This is a genomic window from Deltaproteobacteria bacterium (assembly GCA_035063765.1).
Classification (GTDB): Bacteria; Myxococcota_A; UBA9160; order UBA9160; family PR03; genus CAADGG01.
This window is the reverse complement of sequence record JAPSFT010000014.1, coordinates 79,999-99,305: the sequence shown is the minus strand read 5'-3', so window position 1 is coordinate 99,305 and position 19,307 is coordinate 79,999. Positions and strand designations below refer to the sequence as shown.

The window sequence follows — 19,307 nt, the reverse complement described above, 5'->3', positions numbered from 1 at the left end:
CGACGAGCTGCAGGGGCTCACGGCCCTGGGCACGAACATCTTCCTCGAGTCCCCGGAGCGCCAGGACGCACGCCAGGCGTTCCTCGGCGTTGCCGCGTCCCGCTACTTCCAGGTGGTGCACGACGCGCTGCGGGCGCTCGACCCGGAGCTGCTGATCCTCGGCGCGCGCTTCTCCCCGCCCTTCACCTCGCGGCGCGTGATCGAGGCCGCCGGCCCGTGGGTGGACGTCGTGAGCCTCAACGATTACGAGTTCCATCCCGGGGTGCTGGCGCTGGCCGGCGACCTCGGCGCGCTCGGCAACCTGTTCCTCGACGGGCCCTTCACCGACCTCGACACCGTCTACGAGCTGACGGGCAGGCCCCAGATGATCACCGAGTGGTTCTACCGGCTCGCGCGGGAGGGAATCGCGAGCTGGCCGGTGGGGCTCCCGGAGGTCGCCGACGAGACCGAGCGGGTGGCCGCCTACACGCGCTACCAGGACGAGATGCTGGCGCGGCCGTTCGTGGTGGGGACCCACTGGTTCGAGTGGAGCGACCAGCCCGTCGAGGGCCGCTCCGACGGCGAGAACCAGCTGATCGGCCTCGTCGACATCGAGGACGACCCGCACGAGCCGCTCGTCGAGCGGATGACGCGCATCAACGGCGAGACGCCGCTGCGGCGGGCGGCACCGGAGCCCGGGGCAGGGGCTGGCGGGCTCGCCGCCCTGTGCGCCCTCGCCGCGCTCGCGAGGCACCGCGAGCGGGCGTAGCGGGCCGGCGCCGGGCTCGTCAGTCGCAGCGCCCCGCGGCGGCCTGCGGACACGCGCTCGCGCAGTCGAAGGGTTCGTCGTCGTCGCGCGCGAGCGGCGCGGAATCGCAGGTCACCTCGACGCCGACACGCGCGCTCTCCTCGTCGATCAGCTGCGCCAGCACGCCGGCCACGGCCGCGTAGAACGAGTCCGGCGCGGCCTCCTGCACGCGCGCCGCGAAGCGCGGGAGCCAGCGTGCCAGGTGGGCGCGTAGCAGCTCTTCGTAGGCGTGGCGGGCCAGCTCGGCGCGCTCGGGCCAGCCCTCGGCGTCCGCGTAGGCCTCCTTCAGCGCGAGCAGCGAGGCCAGCTCGAGCTCGGTGCCGACGTGGTCGGGCGGCGCGCCCGCGGCCGAGACCCCGAAGGCCTCGAGGAACCCCGCGAGGTCGGCGAGGTCGGTCGGTGCGATGCGCCGCGCGTCCGCGTAGCTCGTCTCGCGCGCGGGCACACCGCCCCCGCGCCCTCCGAACAGCCGCTCGTGCTCGTCACCGAGCGCCGCGGAGCACGCCGCGAGCCGCCGCGCCTCGTCGAGCGATCGCCGCAGGCTCCCCTCCGCACGCTGCGCCCAGGCGGCGAGATCGGCCTCGCACGCGGCGTCCTCGCGCGGAGGCGCGAAGGAGCGTGCGAGCGTCCGGAAGGCGTGCGCGCGCTCGAGCGCGCTCTGCAGCGAAGCCCCGCTCCTCACGGGGCGATCTCGAGCGGGATCCAGCCCGCCCACCCCTTGCGCGATCCCACCTCGTTCTTGGCGCCGTCCCATACCGCGATGGCGAGCTGGGTCTTCGTGCCCGGCACGAGCGCTGCGGACGACTCCCCGTCGCCGGCCTGCGGGCGCGTGATCACCACCCGCCAGCTCGAGCCGTCGTGCGTCCCCTCCCCCCGGCCCATCTGCTGCGCGCGCGGGGTCAGCGACCCGAAGCCCTCCGCCATGAGGTCCTGCACGGCCGTGCCGTGCTGCGGGCCCATCGCCTGGCGCGCCGAGAAGCGGTAGGGCTCGGCGTCGGCCTTCGAGACGTGCTCGTCGACGTAGAAGTCCGATCCGTAGGCGTGCGGGTAGAGCTCGGCCAGCGTGATCGGACCCCGTTCGACGTCGGTCTGCCAGTCCGCCCGCCACTGGAGGATCTGCACGCGGCCGCCAGGGTTGCCCATGAACGGCGCGGGCGGAACCGCGGACACCTGCACCGGAAACGCCACCGCCGCCATGTCCCCGAAGCCCGTCAGCGCCGTGCGGGCGCCAGCCGTCGCGTCCTGCCACTCGAGCAGGAAGCCCACGTGATCGCGGTTGCGGACCGCCCGCACCGTGACCGTCCCGACCGAGGGCGCCGGCGCGTGGGGCGTCGCCATGAGCTGGGGGATCAGCGCGACGGGGACGGCCGTCGCGCCGGCGAAGGACTCGGGGCCCTCGATCGGCCCGCGGCCGGACACGGCCAGCGCCGTCACCACCGCCGGTCCCGACTGCGCGCCGGCGGCGGCCGGGAGCGCCAAGGCAAGGATCGTCCACGCAAGGAGCCGTCTCATCTCGACCTCAGGTGATGTTGTGGCGGAAGGTGGCGCGAGCCGGATCCTCGAAGGCCCGGATGATCGCCGGCTCGTGGATCGGGACGCGCACGATCTCCGTGCCCTGCTCGTCGAAGCCGAGGGCGAGATCGCCTTCGCGCTTGAAGCGGTGGACGATGAACGGGGAGTTGCCGAACACCGCCACCGCCGCCATCAGGTCCTTGTCGTCCGGCAGCCGCCGGTAGGCCGCCACCGCGTCCTCGACGCCATAGCCGAACATCTGGCGCAGGAACGAGGCCGGCACGTGGATGGGCGGCACGTAGTAGACGTTCGGCTCGAGCCCGAACTGCGGGTAGAGAGGCTTCGCCACCTTGCGCACGTGCACCAGGAAGTCGATCGGGTTGTCCTCGCGCACCTGGTCCGGCTTCGAGATGAAGCCCTGGAGCCGGATCTTGCCGATGCAGGCGTTCATGCAGGTGGACTGGAGGCCCTCCTCGATCCGCGGGTAGCACGCGATGCACTTCTCGGAGACGCGCGTCACCGGGTTGTAGAAGGTCTTCTTGTAGGGGCAGCCCTTCACGCACTCGCGATAGCCACGGCAGCGGGTCTGGTCGATCAGCACCACGCCGTCCTCGGGGCGCTTGTAGATCGACTGGCGCGGGCAGGCCGCCAGGCAGGCCGGATAGGTGCAGTGGTTGCAGATCCGGGCCAGGTAGAACATCCACTGCACGTGGGGCATCGCGAGGTGGGCGCCCCGCTCGATGCCGTCCCCGGCCGAGTCGTCCTCGCCGATGTTCACGTGCGTCCAGTCCGACTCGTCGGGCAGGTAGCCGAGCACGCGCTCGCCGTTCGGTGCCGACTCGAAGAGCGTCTTGCCCTCGTAGACGGCCCCGCCCATCTCGCGCACGCCGAGCTTGTCGAGGATCCGGACGTCCCAGCCCAGCGGGAAGAACCCGTAGGGCTTGGTCTCGACGTTGTTCCAGAACATGTACTCCTGCCCGCGGCCGCTGGTCCACGCCGACTTGCAGCCGATCGTGCAGCTCTGGCAGGCAATGCACTTGTTGGTGTCGAAGACGGCGGCGAACTGCCGCTGCGGGCGGGCCTCCTCGTAGGGGTAGTCCATCTCACGGCCGATCTGCCAGTTGAAGACGCGCGCCATGGCCGCTTCAGGCCTCCTCTTTCCCGCCGCCCTCGACGAAGGCGCCGGCCACGTACTGCTTCATCGCCTCGTTCTCGTTGGCCGGCCGGAAGCCGAGCGCGGCCGGCCGCCACTTCCCCACGCCCCCGATGCCGCCGTCCTCGACCTTCTCGATCCGCACGAAGGCTTCGCGCGGCGAGCCGGTCGGGCCGTGGACGTCGACGGCGAAGCCCGTGCCGACGATCTGCCCATAGGAGCTGCGCCGGGTCAGCGAGTCGGTCATCAGCGTAGGCTTGAGCCAGGCGCGCGTTGCGCTCTGATGCGAGCCGGTCCGGTACATCGACTGGTATCCGGTCGTGGGGCTCTTCGCGAGCCCGTCCGGCCGCTCGCGGCTGCCCTGCACCGAGCCGATCGTCGAGCCGTACATGTTGTGGAAGGTGCGCAGCACCCCCCGCGGCGTGCCGGGGTAGTAGCGGGCCCGCAGCACGAGCTTCGCCACCTCCGCAAAGGCGGGGTCCTGCTGCCAGCCACGGAAGGGCTTCTCGGCCGGATCGCCCTGGATCCAGACGTAGTCGCCGTCCTCGATGCCGAGCTCGCGGGCGTCGGCGGGGTTGATGTCCACGTAGCCCTCGGTGACGAAGGGCATGCGCTTGTCGCGCCGGAACATGTCGCCGAAGGGCCCGAAGAACACCGCCACCACGTCCGTGTCCGCAGGGGTCGTGTGGACGCCGTGCCGGTACTTGGGCGTGTGGTAGACGAAGCGGTGCCCCTCCGCGGCCAGCGGATGGCGGGTCTTCTCGACCTCCGGCCAGGAGCGCACCACGTGGCGTACCTGCCGCACCGGCGCGCGCCGGTCGTCGTCCGGGATGCCGAAGCCGGCGGGAGCGATCGGGCGGATCGCCGGGTGCGGCTTCGCCACCAGCACGTTGGGCTCGTAGAAGGTGGAATCGACCGGCTCGCGGTAGACCGGCAGGTTCTCGCCCGACTCGACCCACTCCGTCTCGCCGCGGTAGAGCTCGATGCGACCGCTCCGGGTGTACCAGGGCTTGTCCTCGTGGCTCTGCTCCCAGCCCGTCGTCCGCGGATAGGTCCGGGACATGATCAGCGCCGGCGTGCCGGCGGCGCAGCTCTTCTCGAGCTCCTCGATCCGGTAGCCGCGCGCGATCGTGCTGCCGTCCAGGATCCGTTGCAGGTAGACCTCGGGGCGATCCTCGTGCACGAACTTCCAGGCGTCGACGAAGCGCGGCTCCTCGAGCAGCTCGCCGAGCCGCTTCGACAGGCCCGCCAGCACCTGGGCGTCGCTGCGGGTGTCGAAGATGCGCTCGAGCGGGGTGCGCGGGAAGACCTGGAGGAAGGGGTTCGTGGAGGAGGCCGTGACATCGGGGAGCTTGAACTCGGCCCAGGAGTCGACCCCGTAGACGACGTCGGCGTACTCGCACGAGGCCGTCCACCACCAGTCCGAGAACGCGACGCACTCGACCTTCGGCAGCGTGTTGTGCACCACGTCGAAGTGCCACTTGGCGTTGCCCAGGATCGAGTTCGAGTTGGCGAGGAACAGTGCCTTGCTGGGCGTCGGCACATGGGTCTTGCCCGTGAAGAGCTTGTTGCCCTCGCGCAGCGGTGCATCGCCGTAGTTGAAGTAATGGGCGGACTCGAAGCGCACGTAGTAGCGCTGGTGCGCCGGCTTCGACGGGTCGAGCTCGAGGTCGAAGGGGTCCTCGGACGCCCACTGGGGCACGCCGCCGAACAGCGTCAGCCGGTAGTTGCCGGAGTACGAGCCGATGTTCCCGCCCAGGAAGCCGATGTTGCGGGTGAGCGCCGCGAGCAGGAACACCGCCCGGTCCTTCAGGTCGTTGTTGAAGAACTGGTTCGGGCCCATGCCGAGGGCGAAGAGCACGTGCTCGGGGTTCGCCGCGATCTCGCGCGCGAGCGAGACGATCGCCTTCTCCGGCGCCCAGGTGATGCGCGACACGGTCTTCGGGTCGAAGTTGTCCGTGACGTAGCTGCGCACCAGCTCGAAGGCGGGGCGGACCTCGACGGTCTCTCCGCTCGCGAGCGTCACCTCGAAGCGGCCCTCGAGTGCCGGCTCGATCCCGCGCGCGGCGAAGCGGGCGCCGACCTCGTCCCGGCTGATCACCGCGGGGGCTTCGGCCTTGGTGTCCCAGACCACGAGGTCGCCCCAGGCCTCGCGCAGCTTGCGCGGCACGAGCTGGGTGTCCTGCTGGTAGGCCGGGGGCGGCTTCTCGCCGTCCTCGAGCAGGCGCACGTAGTTCGTGAGCGGCTTCGGTGCGCCGGCGCCCGGCAGCTCGTCGGCGCGCAAGAGGGCGAGCGTGTCCATCCGGACCAGCAGCGGCAGGTCGGTGTGGCCGCGCACGAACGCGGGGTCGTAGAGCTTCTCGCGCAGGACCACCTGGGCGAGGCCGAGCGCCAGGGCGGGCGTGGTCCCGGGGCGCACGACCACCACCTCGTCGCCCTTGTTGGCCGTCGCGCTGTACTCGCACGCGATCACGACCACCTTGGTGCCGCGCTGGCGCGCCTCGGTGAGCCAGTGGCCGTCCGGCATCTTGGTGGCGACCCAGTTCATGCCCCACACGATCAGGAGCTTGGAGCGCTCGGCCGAGAACAGGTCGAACTCGACGGTCTGCTCCCCGGTCGCCATGGGGTGGCCCGGCGGCAGGTCGGTGTGCCAGGCATAGGAGTCCCAGTTCACGGCGCCCTTCGCCTCGTCCGCCCCGACGCCGCGGACCTTGGCATCGAGCAGGGCGAGCGAGTTGGCGAAGCGCGCGAGCCCGTAGATCCGCAGCGGCCCGAGCAGCGGCATGCCGCCGCGGTGCTTGAGGGTCCGGGTGCCGGCACCCTCGGCGGTCTCGATCATGGCGGGGTCGTAGCCCTGCTGGCGCAGCCGCTCGGCGCCGGCCTCGCCGGAGTAGGTGCGGGCGATGTCGACGAGCGCCCGCGCGTGCAGGTCGAAGGCCTTCTCGAAGGGGACCTTCTCCCAGGCGTCGGCGCCGCGCCGGAACAGCTCCGCCGGCGGGCGCCCGTCGGGACCGCGCGGACAGCCCTTCTCGACCCACTGGCGGAACCCGCGCCGCACGCGCGCGCCGTCGATCCGGCGGTCGCCGTACACGCGCCGCCCGAGCGCGAAGCCCTTCTGGCAGCCGCGCGGGTCCCAGCGCGCCGAGGCCTGGTTGCCGTCCAGGTCCTTCGCCTTGCCGTAGCCCCAGCTCGGCTCGATGCGGACGATCACACCGTTCTTGGTGTAGGCGCGCAGGAGGCAGTTGTGGGTGTCGTTCGGCGCGCACAGGAAGTGGAAGGAGCCGTCGGTCCGGAAGATCTTGCGGTACTGCTCCTCCCAGTCGCGGTTCGGGTAGTGCGCGAGCGGGTTGGCGACCGCCGTCGGGCTCAGGAACTGGTAGCTGGCGAGCAGCTCGTTCGGAAGCGCCGCCGTGCCGAGTCCGACGGCACCTGCCATCCGCAGGAAGTGCCGCCGAGAGAGACCGCCGTCGAGCGTCATGTCCGACCCCCCGCTGTAGCGACCAAGCAACCCGCGTGCCGGCGCTTCCTTGCACCCGGCGCGTGCGCGCCCACCGCCCGTGGTGCGTCCTGCCACATCCCCTGCGGCGACCTGCGCCCAGGTGTCACGCCCGTGGAACCGCCAAGAAGGCTGGGCCGTGGCGCAATCGTCGCATCAACGCGCCTCGACGAAGACGCCCGGGGCGTCGGGCGCGAAGCCATCGAGCAGGAACCGCTCCTGGGGCTTCTCGGAGGCGGTCTTCGGGATCTCGTCCACGACCTGGACGAAGGCGGGAACGAAGTTGGACTCGAGCTGCTCGCGACACGCCGTGAAGATCGCCGCTGCGGAGAACGGCACACCCGGGGTGGCCACCACTGCGGCCACCACGTCCTTCTCGCCGGGCGCCCCCGACGCGGCCGGCACGCCGTAGACGAAGACGTCGTCCACGCAGGGCAGCTCCGCGATCACCTTCTCGACGAAGCCCGGATGGACGAAGTCGCCGTTGTGACGGATGCCGCCGCCCTTGCGGTGCGAGAAGAACAGCCAGCCCTGCTCGTCGCGCCAGCCCATGTCGCCGCTGCGCAGCCAGCCCCCGCGCGTCTTCGCCGCGGAGGCCGCCGCGTTCCCGTGGTACTCCACCGCCGCCGCCTCGCCGCTCGCGGGGCGCGAGCAGATCTCGCCGATCTCGCCGGGCGCGCACTCCCGGTCCTGCTCGTCCAGGATCTTCATCGCGAGGCCCGGCGCGGGCTTGCCGAAGGAGCCGATCGGGCCCGCCCCGATCGGATGGAAGGCGAGGCCGCCTTCGACGGCGCCGTACCACTCGAAGATCCGCACGCCGAAGCGCCTCTCGAAGTCCGCCCACAGCGCGGCCGGCATGCCGGCGCTGATCACGAAGCGCACCGGGTTGCGCGCGTCGTCCGGCCGCGGCGGCTCGCTGTAGATGGCCGTCGCCATCCCGCCGAGCAGCGAGAAGGTCGTGCAGCCGTGCCGGCGGCACACGTCCCACAGGCGCGACTTCGTAAAGCGCCGGCTGAAGACGGCGCGCAGGCCCATGGCCAGCGAGGGCCCGAGCGTCACCGCCTGGGCGTTGCCGTGGGTCAGCGAGAGCCCCGTGTAGGGACGCTCGTCCGGGCGATAGCCGACCAGGTGCCCGAGCAGGCCGAAGGCCCCGAACCTTGCGTTGGGGAAGACGACGCCCTTGGGATCGCCGGTCGTGCCCGAGGTGAAGATGATCTGGAGCGGATCCTCGGGCTTCTCGAGCCCGAAGTCGACGGCCGGGACCGCGTGCGCGAGGCAGGCGGCAAGCGGCTCGGCACCTGCGACGTCACCCGGTGCCGGCGCCCCCACGTCCTCACCGGTCTCGAGCACGAGCAGCCACTCGAGCGCCCCGGCGCGCGCGCGCACCGCGTCGACCGCCGGGAGGCAGTAGTCCGCGCACACGATCCCGCGGCAGCCTGCGGCGCGCAGGAAATAGGCGAGCTTCTCGCCGCGCGTGCGCGGGTCGATCGGCACGAAGATCGCCCCGGTCAGCGAGGCGGCGACCATCGTCTCCACGAAGGCCGGGTGGTTGCGCATCATCAGGCCGAAGCGGTCGCCGCGCCGCATCCCGCGGCGCAGGAGCTCGGCGGCGATGCGGTTGCCGTTCTCGGCGAGCTGCGCGTAGCTGCGCACCTCGTCGGGCGTGGCCTCGCCGTCGAGGCTCAGGTGCTCGAAGGTGAGCACGTCCAGCTCCGGCTTCGCCTCGGCGCGCAGCCGGACCAGGTCCCCCAGGATCGCCTCGCCGAGCGCAGGCACGGCGCCTCCTAGCTGGTGAGGACGGTGACGCACATGGCAGCGGCGTCGGTGCCGATGTTGCCGCCGCCGTTCTGCGCGAGCGCCACCCGGGCACCCTCGACCTGGCGCGCGCCCGAGCGGCCCTGGAGCTGCTCGGCCAGCTCGACGATCTGCGCCACGCCGCTCGCGCCCACCGGATGCCCCTTGCGCAGGAGCCCGCCGGAGGGGTTGACCGGGACGCGCCCGCCGAGCCGGGTGGCGCCGGACTCCACGAGCTTCCCGCCCTCTCCGGCCGGACACAGCCCGAGCGACTCGTAGGCGAGGATCTCGGCGGGCGCGCTCGCGTCGTGCACCTCGACGACGTGGAGGTCCTGCGGGCCCACGCCCGCCTGCTCGTAGGCCTCGGCGGCGCACACCTCGACGGTGCCGGGCTCGTCGCCGCCGTGGTCCCATCCGGAACACAGGACCGTGGCGGCCACCCGCACCGGCTTGCGGATGCCCAGCGCGCGCGCCCGGCGCGGGCTCACCACCACCACCGCCGCCGCCCCGTCGCCGATCGGCGAGCACATCGGGCGCGTGAGCGGCTCGGCCACCACCGGCGCGGCCAGCACGTCGGCGACGCTCAGCTCGTCGCGGAACTGCGCGCGCGGATTCAGGCTCCCGTGATGCGAGTTCTTCGCGGCCACCGCCGCGAACTGCTCCTTCGTCGTGCCGTAGCGGGCCATGTGGGCCCGCGCGGCGAGCGCGTAGATGTCCATGAACATCGAGCGCTTCTCGCCGGCGCCGGAGGCGGCCTCGGAGGCCCCCCCCTGCTGCGCGCTCTTCTGCAGGCCCGCGAGGATCGCGGCGAGCGCCTCGACGTCGACCGCGCCGCTGAAGGCCGAGAAGCTGCGCTTCTTGTCGGGGTGGTAGAGCTTCTCGACCCCGAGCGCGAGGACCACGTCGTAGACGCCGGCCGAGACCATGACGCAGGCCTGGTGGAGGGCCGTCGAGCCGCTCGCGCAGGCGTTCTCCACGTTCACGACCGGAAGCCGCCCGAGCCCCATCCCGCGCAGGATGACCTGGCCGCGGATGCTCTCCTGGCCCGTGATCAGGCCCGCCGCGGCGTTGCCCACGAACGCCGCCTGGAGCTGCCCGGGGGCGATCCCCGCGTCCGCGAGGGCCTCGCGCACCGCCTCGGCCCCGAGCGCCTTGAGCCCCGTCTCCAGGTGCTTGCCGAACCGCGTCATGCCGAGGCCGGCCAGACAGGCATCGACCTTCATGCCCTGCTCCTTCCGTCGCGCTGGACGCGGGCGCTCACAGCAGACCGTGGCCCTTGATCCCGAGCGCGTGCTTCAGGTACTCGAGCTCCGCCTCGCGCCACGGCAGCGGCGCCGGGTCCTGCAGCAGGCCGTCGCGCTCGAGGCCCGCCACGACCTCGGGATCGCGCGGGAAGGGCTTGCCGAAGCCGTTCAGGTGGAAGAGCTCCTCGAAGGGCTGGCGCGGGCGCTGGCCGCCGGCTTCGGGGCTCTCCGCCGGATAGCCGACCGTCTGCAGCAGGAGCACCCGGCAGTGCGCGGGGAGCCCGAGCCGCTCGCGGATCTTGTCGGTGTTGGGCGTGCCCAGGCAGCAGGTGCCGAGCCCCTGCTCGAAGGCCATCAGGGTCGCCTGCGCGATGCCCTGCCCGCAGTCGATCTCGGAGAGGCCCGGCTGCTTCAGGCCGTCGCGGAGCTGGTCGAAGATCGGGATCAGCTTCGTCTCGAGCGCTTCCTGCTTGCCCGCGCCCAGGCCGAGCGCCCCGGCGGCCAAGAGCTCGCGCAGCCGCTGCGACTGCGCGTCGACCGCGCTGGTGTCGAGGTACCAGACGATCACCACCGGGGCGAGGCGGATCTGGAAGCCGGCGATCGGCGCCGTGATCGCCTCGATCACCTCCGGCGGCGCGCTGTCCTTGCGCACCACCACCGCGCGCAGGCTCTGCACGTTGCCCCAGTGCGAGGCGATCCGCGCCGCCTCCAGCATGCGCTGTATCTTGGCGGGCTCGACCGGCTTGTGGGGCAGCAGGAAGCGGATCGAGCGGCGCCGGCCGATCACCTCACGTAGTTCCACGGCTCCTCCCCGGCGCGTCAGAGCTTCGCCGCGCCCACCAGCGACAGGACCTCGTTGCAGCCGTCCTCGATCATCGAGGCGCGGGCGTCGCGCAGGATCTTCTCGATCGGGTACTCGCGGGTGAGGCCGTTGCCCCCGAAGACCTGGAGCGCCGCGCTGGCCACCTCGAAGGCCGTGTTCGTGCAGAAGACCTTGGACGCGATCGAGTACTGGAGGAGCGGCGGCTGGGTGGTGTTGTGGACGAACACCCGGCGCGCGAGCGAGCGGGCTGCCTCGACCTCGGTGAACATCCGGAACAGCCGCGCCCTGACCCCCTGGTGCGCGAAGATCGGCACTCCCCCCTGCACCCGCTCGCGCGCGTAGTCGAGGGCCAGCTCGAGCGCCGCCCGCGCGGTCCCGACGAAGATCGCGCCCATCGACGCGTTGGCCATCGTCAGCACCATCTCCACGATCGTCGAGTAGGCCTCCTTGCCGACCACCATGTAGTCGGCCGGGATGCGCACGTCGTCGAAGAAGATCTCGCCCTGGTTGAGGGCGCGCTGGCCGAGCTTGTCGAGCGGTTTGCCGCGCGAGACCCCCGGCAGGTCGAGCGGCACCAGGCACACGCCCCCGCCCTTGAAGCCTTCGTCGGGATCGATCGTGCAGAAGAGCGCTGCCACCGTCGCGATCGTGCCGTTCGAGACCCAGGCCGCCTTCTGGCCGCGGATCACCCACTCCTCGCCTTCGCGGTGGGCGACGCAGTTGGCCCGCAGACGAGCGTCCGAGAACGCGCGCTCGGTCACGGCCAGCGTGTCGCTGCCGTGGTCCGGCTCGGTGATGGCCCAGCACGCGATGTCGTGGTGGCGCGGGCTCGCGAAGCGCTCGATCAGGGCCGGGCGGCCCGACATGCGCGCAAACATGCGCGCGAAGCCCGCCACCCCGAGGCTGATCGCGAGCCCCGCGTCGCCCCAGCCGAGCTCCTCGTGGACGAGGCAGCGCAGGCGCGCCTGCGCCACGGGGTCGAGGCCGGCGCCGCCCTCCTCGAGATCGTCGAGGCCCAGCGCGCGATGGCGCTCGAAGACCGACCAGAGGAGCGAGTCGGGCGCGACGACCGCCGCGGGGTCCGGGAGCCGATCGAGCTGCCGGCCCGCCGGCCGCAGGACGTCCTCCGCGAACTTGTGGACCGTGTCGCGGATCTCGCGCTCGAGCTCGCCGAGTCCTACTTCGATGTCGGGCAGGGTCATCGCGGAGTCCTCCCGGATCGGGATCGCGATCGACGGGAAGCTACGGACCCGGGGGCGGGTCTCGTATGACGTCGGTCATAGGAGCGACGCGAAGCCAGCGCGGGCGTCGCTCGCTCAGGACACCGCCGTCGCCTGCGGTCCCGCGGGCCGCGTGCGGCCCGTGGCCGCGGCGGGCGCCGGGCCGGCCACCGCGAGCAGATGGCGCTGCTCGTGGGCGAGGAACGCGGCGAGCAGCGCCACGAGCGCGCGGAAGAAGCGCGGCGGCTCCTGCTCCGCCAGGAGCGCCTGCAGGCGCGGCACCCAGCGCCCCGGATGACGGGCGACGAAGTCACGCTGCGCGCGGCGGAAGGCGCCGGGATCCTGGCCCGCGACGAGCAGCTCCGCTTCGCGGAACGAGAGGAAGTGCAGGAACTCGAGCTCCGTCTGGAGGTGATCGGGCAGCTCCCGCTCGTCCTCGTCGAGCCGGAGCCCGAAGTGGTTGTAGAAGCGGACGGCCTCCTCCATCACCGTCATGCGCACGCCCCCGTAGAGCCCGCCGTGGAGCGGACAGGGCGGCCCCGACATCCCGACGTCGAACAGGCGCGTGTACTCGACGGCCAAGTCGTCGTCGTGGCCCCCGTCCGCGAGCGCCGGCCAGTCCCCCGCCCCGGCGAGCGCCGGATCGACGGCGCCGAGCGCCTCGCGCAGCGCCTCGGCGAGGTCGCCGTCGCGGATCACCTGCCGGAACCAGTCGTCGGGATAGGTGAAGGCGGCGCAGAAGACCCGGTAGGCGCGGCTGCGGGCCGCGGCAAGCCGCTGCTCCCCGGTGTCGAGCGTCCCGAGCACGGCGTCTCCTGCCCTCCTCACAGCGGAACCACCTCCACCCGCGTGTCGCGGTCCGTGTGGCTCGGCTGGAGGCAGATCGTCATCGGCCGCAGGTGGAACTGGCCACCCGCCAGCTCGACCGGGTTGAGCGGCGAGGGAATCAGGTTCTGGAAGCCGCGCTGGCCCCGGAACTGGAAGTTCTCCCAGGCGTGGTAGACGATGAACTGCCCCGGGCGCACCGCGGGGGAGATCTTGACCATGATCTCGAAGCCGTCGATGTCGTTGAAGCAGCGCACGTGCTGCCCGTCGCGGATCCCGCGCGCCTCGGCGTCGGCCACGCTCATGTAGGCCACCGGCTCGCCGCGCTGCTGCTGGAGCATCAGGCGGTCGTCGCGCCAGGCGGCGTGGATGCTCCAGCGCGTGTGGCCGCCGGTGAGCTGCAGCGGATGGCGGCCGCCGGCGGCCGGCGGGTCCTTGTGGACCGGGAGCGTCTCGCCCATCTCGAGGTAGAGCTCCTGGTCGAGGTAAAACTGGATCCGGCGTGAGAGCGTCGGGTAGGGCTTCTTGTCGAAGACGTGATCGGTGAGCGGCGTCACCGTGTCGTCGGGCTTCACGGTCGTCGCGTTGCCGATCGACACGATGCTGCTCCCGACCCCGGTGAAGCGCGCCCAGCCCTTCTGCTTGAGCGCCTCCCACTCCACCCCCTCGAGGTTGCTCGCGCCCTCGACGAGGTCCTGCGCGACGCGCTCGTCGTCCTCGGGGCCGTAGCGGCCGTTCGAGCTGAAGCGCTCGTAGAGGCCCTCGAAGGAGCGCTCGCGCCCGGCGCGGTCGCGGAAGCTCCGGATGCCGCGCTCGCGAGCGCGATCGTCCACCGCCTTCGCGAGCAGCGCCATGATCTCCCAGTCCGAGCGCGCCTCGTAGAAGCTGGTGACCTTCTCGCCGGCGTGGAGGAAGGGGGTGAGCGGCGTCACCCACTTGTGCTCGGTCCGCTCGTACCAGGCGGCCGCCGGCAGGACGAAGTCCGCCCACAGGGCCGTCGAGGTCATGCGCCAGTCGATCGTCACCACCGTGCGGAGCTTCGGCCACAGGTGCTCGAGCAGGAGCGGGTAGGCGCGGATCCGGCGCAGCGGGTTGCTGACCAGCGAGAAGAGCACGCGCGGCGGGTTGCCGGGGCGCGGCCAGACGTGCTGCCAGCCCCGGGCCAGCGACTCGTCGAGCACCTCGCGGATCGGCCGCTTCAGGTAGGGATCCCAGTCCTGGAGCTGCTCGCTGGCCTCGAGCAGGCCGCCGTGCACGTACCAGAAGAGGGCGCCGCTCACCTCCTGCCCGCTCTCGAAGCTCTTGCGGCTGCGCTCGTAGACGACCATCTCGTCCGTGAAGCCGGCGAGGCGCAGACGCGCCTCGTCGATCTTCACGCCGGCCACGATCCGCGCCTGCGTCGGCAGGTCGAACATCGAGAAGAGGAAGCGCTCGAGGCCGTCGTGCACCAGGAACGGGAAGCCGACGTAGCCGCTGCCCTTCTTGCCGAAGTGCCCGGTCAGGGCGAAGACCAGCGCCTGCGCGCGCTCGACCAGGTTCCCGTGGTAGTACTTGGCGAAGTTGCTGGTCGTGACCATCGACGCCGCCCGGGCGTCGGCGAGCGCGCGGGCGAGGTCCCGGATCTGCGCAGCGGGCGTGCCCGCCATCTCGGCGGCCCGCTCCGGGGTGTAGGCGGCGAGGTGCTCGCGCAGGAGCGTGAACACGGTCGCGACGCCCACCCGGCTGCCGTCGGCGAGCACCGCCTCGAAGCGGCCCTCGAGCTGCGGGCGCCGCTCGCCGAGCGCGAGCGTCTTGCGTTCGGCGGGGACGATGCCCTGGCGCTCGTCGTGGACGTAGAGCTCGTCCTCGTCGCCTCCGCTCCGCAGGTCGGACCCGCGCAGGAAGCGCCGGGTGTCCTCGCGCACCAGGAAGGGAAGGTCCGTCTGCTCGGTCACGAAGGCGCGGTCGACGCGGTCCTCGGCCAGCAGCACGTGGGCCACGCCGAGTGCCAGCGCCGCGTCCCCGCCCGGCTTCACGGGGATGTAGCGGTCCGCGTGCATGGCCGAGGCGCTGTAGTCCGGCGAGATGCAGAACAGGCGCGCTCCGTGGTAACGCGCCTCGGTCAGGAAGTGGGCGTTCGGGATCTGCGTGTAGGCGGGGTTCGCGCCCCAGCACAGGATCAGGTCGGAGAAGAAGTAGTCGTCGGCGGAGCGCTCGAAGACGATCTTGCCGAAGGTCTCGGCGGTGCCGCGGTGGCCGTCGCCGATCTCGGTGTTCATGTCGAGGCTGGTCGAGTCGAGCAGGACGCGCAGCCGCGCCTGTCCCGCCATCTGGGTGCCGAGCGTGACGCCGGGCCCGAGGTCCCAGATCACGCGGTCGCTGCCCTCCTCGACGATCGTGTCGATCATCGAGTCGGCGATCTCGCGCAGCGCTTCGTCCCAGGAGACGCGACGCCAGCGCGCGGCGCCGCGCGGGCCGACGCGCTTGAGCGGGTAGCGGACCCGCGCCGGGTCGTACATGCGCTCGCTGAAGCAGGCGCCCTTCTGGCAGCCGCGCGGGTTGAAGTCGGGGACGTCGGGCCGGATCTGCGGGTAGTCGGCGGCCTGCTCCTCGCGCCAGACCACCCCGTCCTTCACGTACACGTTCCAGGCGCAGTGCGCCTGGTACCAGCAGTTCACCCAGTGGCTGGAGCGCACCACCTTGTCCCACTTCCAGCGCTCCAGGTAGACGTCGCGGAAGTCCCCGTAGCGGATCGCCTCCAGCGCGGCGGTCACGGGCGCCTCCGCCGGCCGCAGGCGCCCGAGGCCGAGCCGCAGCCCGGCGAGGCCGGCGAGGCCGGCAGCGCCGCCCAGCAGGAAGGCGCGCCGGTCGAGCTTCACGCCCCCTTCTCCCACTCGATGCTCGCGGGATCCCGGTCGAAGCCGCCGAACATGTCCTTCCACTTGTGGCCGATCAGGAGGTCCATGAGCTCCGACCTGCCTCCGGCGCGCGTCTTCGCCATCTCGCCCTTCAGCACCTCGAGCGCGCGCAGGACGTCGGGCCCGAAGAGCGAGACCAGGTACTCGTCCGGGATGCGCGGCTTCGACTCGTCGACGTTGCCGTCCGCGTCGAGGCGGGGCGGAGCGATCGGGGGGACGTAGAAGACGTTCGGCTCGGTCCCGAACTCCGGGTGCAGGGGCAGCGCCACCTTCCACTGGTCCACCAGCTTCCAGATCGGCGCGCTCTGGTCGTCGCGGTAGCCGACGAAGCGGACCCGGCCCGGACACTGCCGCGCGCAGGCCGTCGCGACGCCCTGGTCGATGCGCGGGAAGCAGAAGATGCACTTCTGCGAGACCTTCTTCTGGTGGTTGAAGTAGATCTTCTTGTAGGGGCAGGCCTCCATGCAGAAGCGGTACCCGCGGCAGCGGTCCTCGTCGATCAGGACGATGCCGTCCTCCTCGCGCTTCACGATCGCCTGGCGCGGGCAGGCCTCGAGGCAGGCGGGATGGGTGCAGTGGTTGCAGATGCGCGGCAGGTAGAAGTAGTAGGCGTTGGGATACTCGCCGGCGCCCTGGTCCTCGTCCCAGTTCGGCCCCCAGTCGGGCGCCTCGCCCTTCACCTGCAGGTGGACCTTGTCGCCCTGGCCGCCGAAGAAGACCTCGTCGTGGTTGAAGTCCCAGGCCTCGCCGAAGTCACGCCGGGTGGGGAGCCGGCCCGGGCGCGGCTGGCCGTCGGCGAAGCCGCCGCCCATCTGCTCCCAGTCGCGGGGCGTGCCCCGGCCGGGCATGGTGTTCACGGTGTTCCACCACATGTACTCCATGCCCTCGTCGCGGGTCCACAGGCGCTTGCAGGCCATCGTGCAGGTCTGGCAGCCGATGCACTTGTTGAGGTCCATCACCATCGCGATCTGCCGTCGCGAGGCTGCCACCGCGACCGTCCCGCTACGCGACCGGCGCGAGGACGAGCTCGCGCCAGTTGCCCGAGTACGACTTGATCCCGGCGCGCTCGCCGCGGCTCCCCTCCCAGACCGCCACGGCGTAACCGGTGCTCTCGCCCGCGCGGAGCTGCGCCACCGGCTCCTTCGAGTCGACGCGCAGCGCGCGCGCGATCACCACCTGCCAGCGCCCCTCCTTCCAGGTGGCGTGGGTGCGCACGAGCTCGTGGTCCACGGTGCGCGTGGTGCCGAGGCCCTCGGCGACCACCTGCCGGCCCGCGCGCTCCTCGTCGGCGCGCCAGTACCAGGCGTTCACCGCGACGCCCGGCGCGCCCATCGTGATCACCGGCGCGCCGGGCACGGACGGCAGCAGGACGGCGGCGGCGTCGGGGAACACCGTGGTGTCGCCGATCGCACGATCCTCGCTCGGGTCCTCCCACTCGAGCCGGAAGGCGAGCTGCGTGCCGTCGTGCACGGCGTCGACCGTGACCGCGCCGATCGCGCCGATCCGCGCGTCGGGCCAGGCGGCGCGTACCGCGGCGGTCGGCTGGAGGCTCGACGGCGTTCCCACGAGGCGCAGCGGCTCGGGTCGCGAGTCCTTCCAGAAGGGGGCCGCGGGGTCCAGCAGCTCCGCGGGGTCCCGGCCGGCCAGGTAGCGGACGTTCACGGGCTCGCCTCCTCGGGGCTCGCGTCGGCGGCGACCGGGGCGTCCGCTCCGCTGGCCACCCACGCGACGAGCCGTTGCAGCAGCGCTTCGAGCTCCGCCCCGTCGAAGCGCGGCGGCCCCGCTTCGCGGTAGCCCTGCACGGTCACGACGGCGATCACCTCGCCGGCCGTCAGGCCCTCGCTGCGCGGCTCGCGCCCCGGGCCGGCGACCACCACGCGCGGGATCGGCTCCCACGAGAAGCCCTCGACCAGCACCAGGTCGAGATCGGCGGGCAGCGCCTCGAGCGCGGCGTCGATGCTGGGCGGATCCTGGCGACGCACGAAGGTGGCGCTCTGCTCACCCGAGAGCAGCGCCACGGCACGGGCCCCCGACTCGTAGAGCCGGTGCGAGTCCTTGCCCGGCCGATCGGCCAGGAACCCATGGGATGCGTGCTTCGCCGCGCCGACCGCGATCCCCCGCTCTTCGAGGGCCGCGATCAGGAGCTCCAGCAGCGAGGTCTTCCCGACACCCGATCGGCCGACCACGCCGACCACCGGGACCCCGCGCCGCTTGCGCTCCTTCGCCCTCTCGCCCACGTCCCCCTCCTCGAACGCGCTGCCTCGCCGACCTCGCCGCGCACGCTACGAGAGCCGGCAGGGCCGGGGCATGACCCGCGTCATATCGAAGCGGCGTGCGGCACCCCTACGGTCGCGACCGGCATGGATTCCGCGATGCGAGGCGACGCCTTCGCCCGGACCGGATCGGCCGAGCATTCGTGCGCGTGGCGCCCGGCCGGCGCGGTGCGCGGCACCCGGGCGCAGGAGTGAGCGCCGTCGGCTGGCGCCGGCTCCTGCACCGCTCCCACGCCGCCGCCACGCTGGTGCTGCTCGCGTCGGGCGTGCTCCTCCAGGCGCCCGACCTGCGCGCCGGCCTGGTCGGCGGCTACGGGCGCGAGATCTCGCTCGTCCACCGGGCCGCGGGCGTGCTCTTCGTGCTCGTCCCGCTCGCGGCGCTCCTGCGGGCGGGGCGCCCGCTCGCCCGCGACGCGCTGCGCCGCCTCGACCCGCCGGATCCCCGTGCCTGGCGGCAGCTCCACCTCGTGCTCTCGCTCGGCGCCACGCCGCTCCTGGCCCTCACCGGGCTCCTGCCGTGGCTCGGCGCGCGGATCCCGGCCGCGATCGGCGATCTCGCCCTCGAGGCCCACGCCGCGCTCGCGTGGCTCTTCCTCGCGATGCTCGCGGCCCACCTCCTGGCCGTCCGGCGCAAGCTCGGGGCGCGCTTCCGCGACCTGCGCGAGGGCCGCGCGAGCCCCGGCGACGAGCCCGGCGACCCGCTCGAGCTCCCCGACGAGCCGGGCCGGTCCTAACCGAGGAAGCCCAGCGCGAAGCCACGCGCCACCAGCGCGGCCCGGGTGCTCACCCCGAGCTTCGCCCGCATGTGCTCCACGTGCGTGCGCACGGTGGCCTCGCTCAGCTCGAGCCGCGCCGCGATCGCCGCGGTGGTGCGGCCCTCGGAGAGGAGCTGGAGCACCTCGTGCTCGCGGGGGCTCAGGATCTGCCACGTCTCGGGAGGTCGATCCGCGCTCGCGCTCAGCACGCAGACGACCCGGTCGTCGTCGAGCGGCACGCAGGTGAGCAGGTGGCGCGCGCCGCGCAGCCGGACCGGCGTGTGCTGCGACGCCATCTTGCCCCGCCGCAGCAGCGCGCCCACGCAGCCGGTCTGGCACGGAAGCCCCTCGGCGTCCGCGAGGCCTCCGACCGCGCGCCAGCACTCCCGCCCGAGGGCGTCCCCGAGCAGCCGGCGCGCGGCCGGGTCGAGCGCGACGAGCCGCCCGTCCTCCTGGGCGACCACGACGGCGGGCGCCGCCCGCCGTCGTGCGTCGGCCGTCGGACCCGCGCTCTCGCCAGCGGGCGCC

The 19,307-nt window shown here is 72.5% G+C and carries 15 protein-coding genes; 1 reads left to right on the top strand and 14 read right to left on the bottom strand.

What is annotated here, in order from left to right; genetic code table 11:
* Positions 1–767: 767 nt before the first annotated feature.
* From OZ948_12405 to mobB, 13 genes are all read right to left on the bottom strand, one after another.
* The gene (locus OZ948_12405) at positions 768–1,469 is read right to left on the bottom strand and encodes a molecular chaperone TorD family protein (GenBank protein MEB2345535.1); all 702 of its coding nucleotides are present in this window, start codon (positions 1,467–1,469) and stop codon (positions 768–770) included.
* Positions 1,466–2,266 carry an ethylbenzene dehydrogenase-related protein gene (locus OZ948_12400; protein ID MEB2345534.1) on the bottom strand — a complete coding sequence of 267 codons (801 nt, stop codon included), beginning with the start codon at positions 2,264–2,266 and terminating at the stop codon, positions 1,466–1,468. The genes OZ948_12405 and OZ948_12400 overlap by 4 nt, the downstream gene beginning before the upstream one ends.
* Before the next feature lie 40 nt (positions 2,267–2,306).
* Complete coding sequence (locus tag OZ948_12395; protein ID MEB2345533.1) at positions 2,307–3,437, bottom strand: dehydrogenase; 1,131 nt, start codon at positions 3,435–3,437, stop codon at positions 2,307–2,309.
* Between the two features lie 7 nt (positions 3,438–3,444).
* Positions 3,445–6,930, bottom strand: a complete 3,486-nt coding sequence (locus OZ948_12390; GenBank protein ID MEB2345532.1) for a molybdopterin-dependent oxidoreductase — start codon at positions 6,928–6,930, stop codon at positions 3,445–3,447.
* A 174-nt stretch (positions 6,931–7,104) separates the two neighbouring features.
* Positions 7,105–8,724, bottom strand: coding sequence for an AMP-binding protein (locus tag OZ948_12385; GenBank protein MEB2345531.1), 1,620 nt, complete (start codon positions 8,722–8,724; stop codon positions 7,105–7,107).
* An 8-nt stretch (positions 8,725–8,732) separates the two neighbouring features.
* Complete coding sequence (locus tag OZ948_12380; protein ID MEB2345530.1) at positions 8,733–9,965, bottom strand: thiolase family protein; 1,233 nt, start codon at positions 9,963–9,965, stop codon at positions 8,733–8,735.
* Between the two features lie 34 nt (positions 9,966–9,999).
* Positions 10,000–10,788, bottom strand: coding sequence for a nitroreductase family protein (locus OZ948_12375; protein MEB2345529.1), 789 nt, complete (start codon positions 10,786–10,788; stop codon positions 10,000–10,002).
* Positions 10,789–10,805: 17 nt separating this feature from the next.
* Positions 10,806–12,011: an acyl-CoA/acyl-ACP dehydrogenase gene (locus tag OZ948_12370; protein MEB2345528.1), complete on the bottom strand. Its 1,206-nt coding sequence runs from the start codon at positions 12,009–12,011 to the stop codon at positions 10,806–10,808.
* A 114-nt stretch (positions 12,012–12,125) separates the two neighbouring features.
* Complete coding sequence (locus tag OZ948_12365; protein MEB2345527.1) at positions 12,126–12,857, bottom strand: molecular chaperone TorD family protein; 732 nt, start codon at positions 12,855–12,857, stop codon at positions 12,126–12,128.
* Positions 12,854–15,712, bottom strand: a complete 2,859-nt coding sequence (locus tag OZ948_12360; protein MEB2345526.1) for a molybdopterin-dependent oxidoreductase — start codon at positions 15,710–15,712, stop codon at positions 12,854–12,856. Before OZ948_12360 ends, OZ948_12365 begins: the two co-directional genes overlap by 4 nt.
* Complete coding sequence (locus OZ948_12355; protein ID MEB2345525.1) at positions 15,709–16,713, bottom strand: 4Fe-4S dicluster domain-containing protein; 1,005 nt, start codon at positions 16,711–16,713, stop codon at positions 15,709–15,711. The genes OZ948_12360 and OZ948_12355 overlap by 4 nt, the downstream gene beginning before the upstream one ends.
* Before the next feature lie 40 nt (positions 16,714–16,753).
* The gene (locus tag OZ948_12350; protein ID MEB2345524.1) at positions 16,754–17,413 is read right to left on the bottom strand and encodes an ethylbenzene dehydrogenase-related protein; all 660 of its coding nucleotides are present in this window, start codon (positions 17,411–17,413) and stop codon (positions 16,754–16,756) included.
* The gene (gene mobB, locus OZ948_12345; GenBank protein MEB2345523.1) at positions 17,410–17,988 is read right to left on the bottom strand and encodes a molybdopterin-guanine dinucleotide biosynthesis protein B; all 579 of its coding nucleotides are present in this window, start codon (positions 17,986–17,988) and stop codon (positions 17,410–17,412) included. The genes OZ948_12350 and mobB overlap by 4 nt, the downstream gene beginning before the upstream one ends.
* A 179-nt stretch (positions 17,989–18,167) precedes the next feature.
* On the opposite strand from mobB, the gene OZ948_12340 reads away from it, so the two are divergent.
* A complete protein-coding gene (locus tag OZ948_12340) occupies positions 18,168–18,758 on the top strand; it encodes a cytochrome b/b6 domain-containing protein (GenBank protein ID MEB2345522.1) in 591 nt (196 codons plus the stop codon).
* On the opposite strand, the gene OZ948_12335 is transcribed toward OZ948_12340, so the two are convergent.
* The gene (locus tag OZ948_12335) at positions 18,755–19,243 is read right to left on the bottom strand and encodes a LuxR C-terminal-related transcriptional regulator (GenBank protein MEB2345521.1); all 489 of its coding nucleotides are present in this window, start codon (positions 19,241–19,243) and stop codon (positions 18,755–18,757) included. The genes OZ948_12340 and OZ948_12335 overlap by 4 nt on opposite strands.
* Positions 19,244–19,307 lie beyond the last annotated feature (64 nt).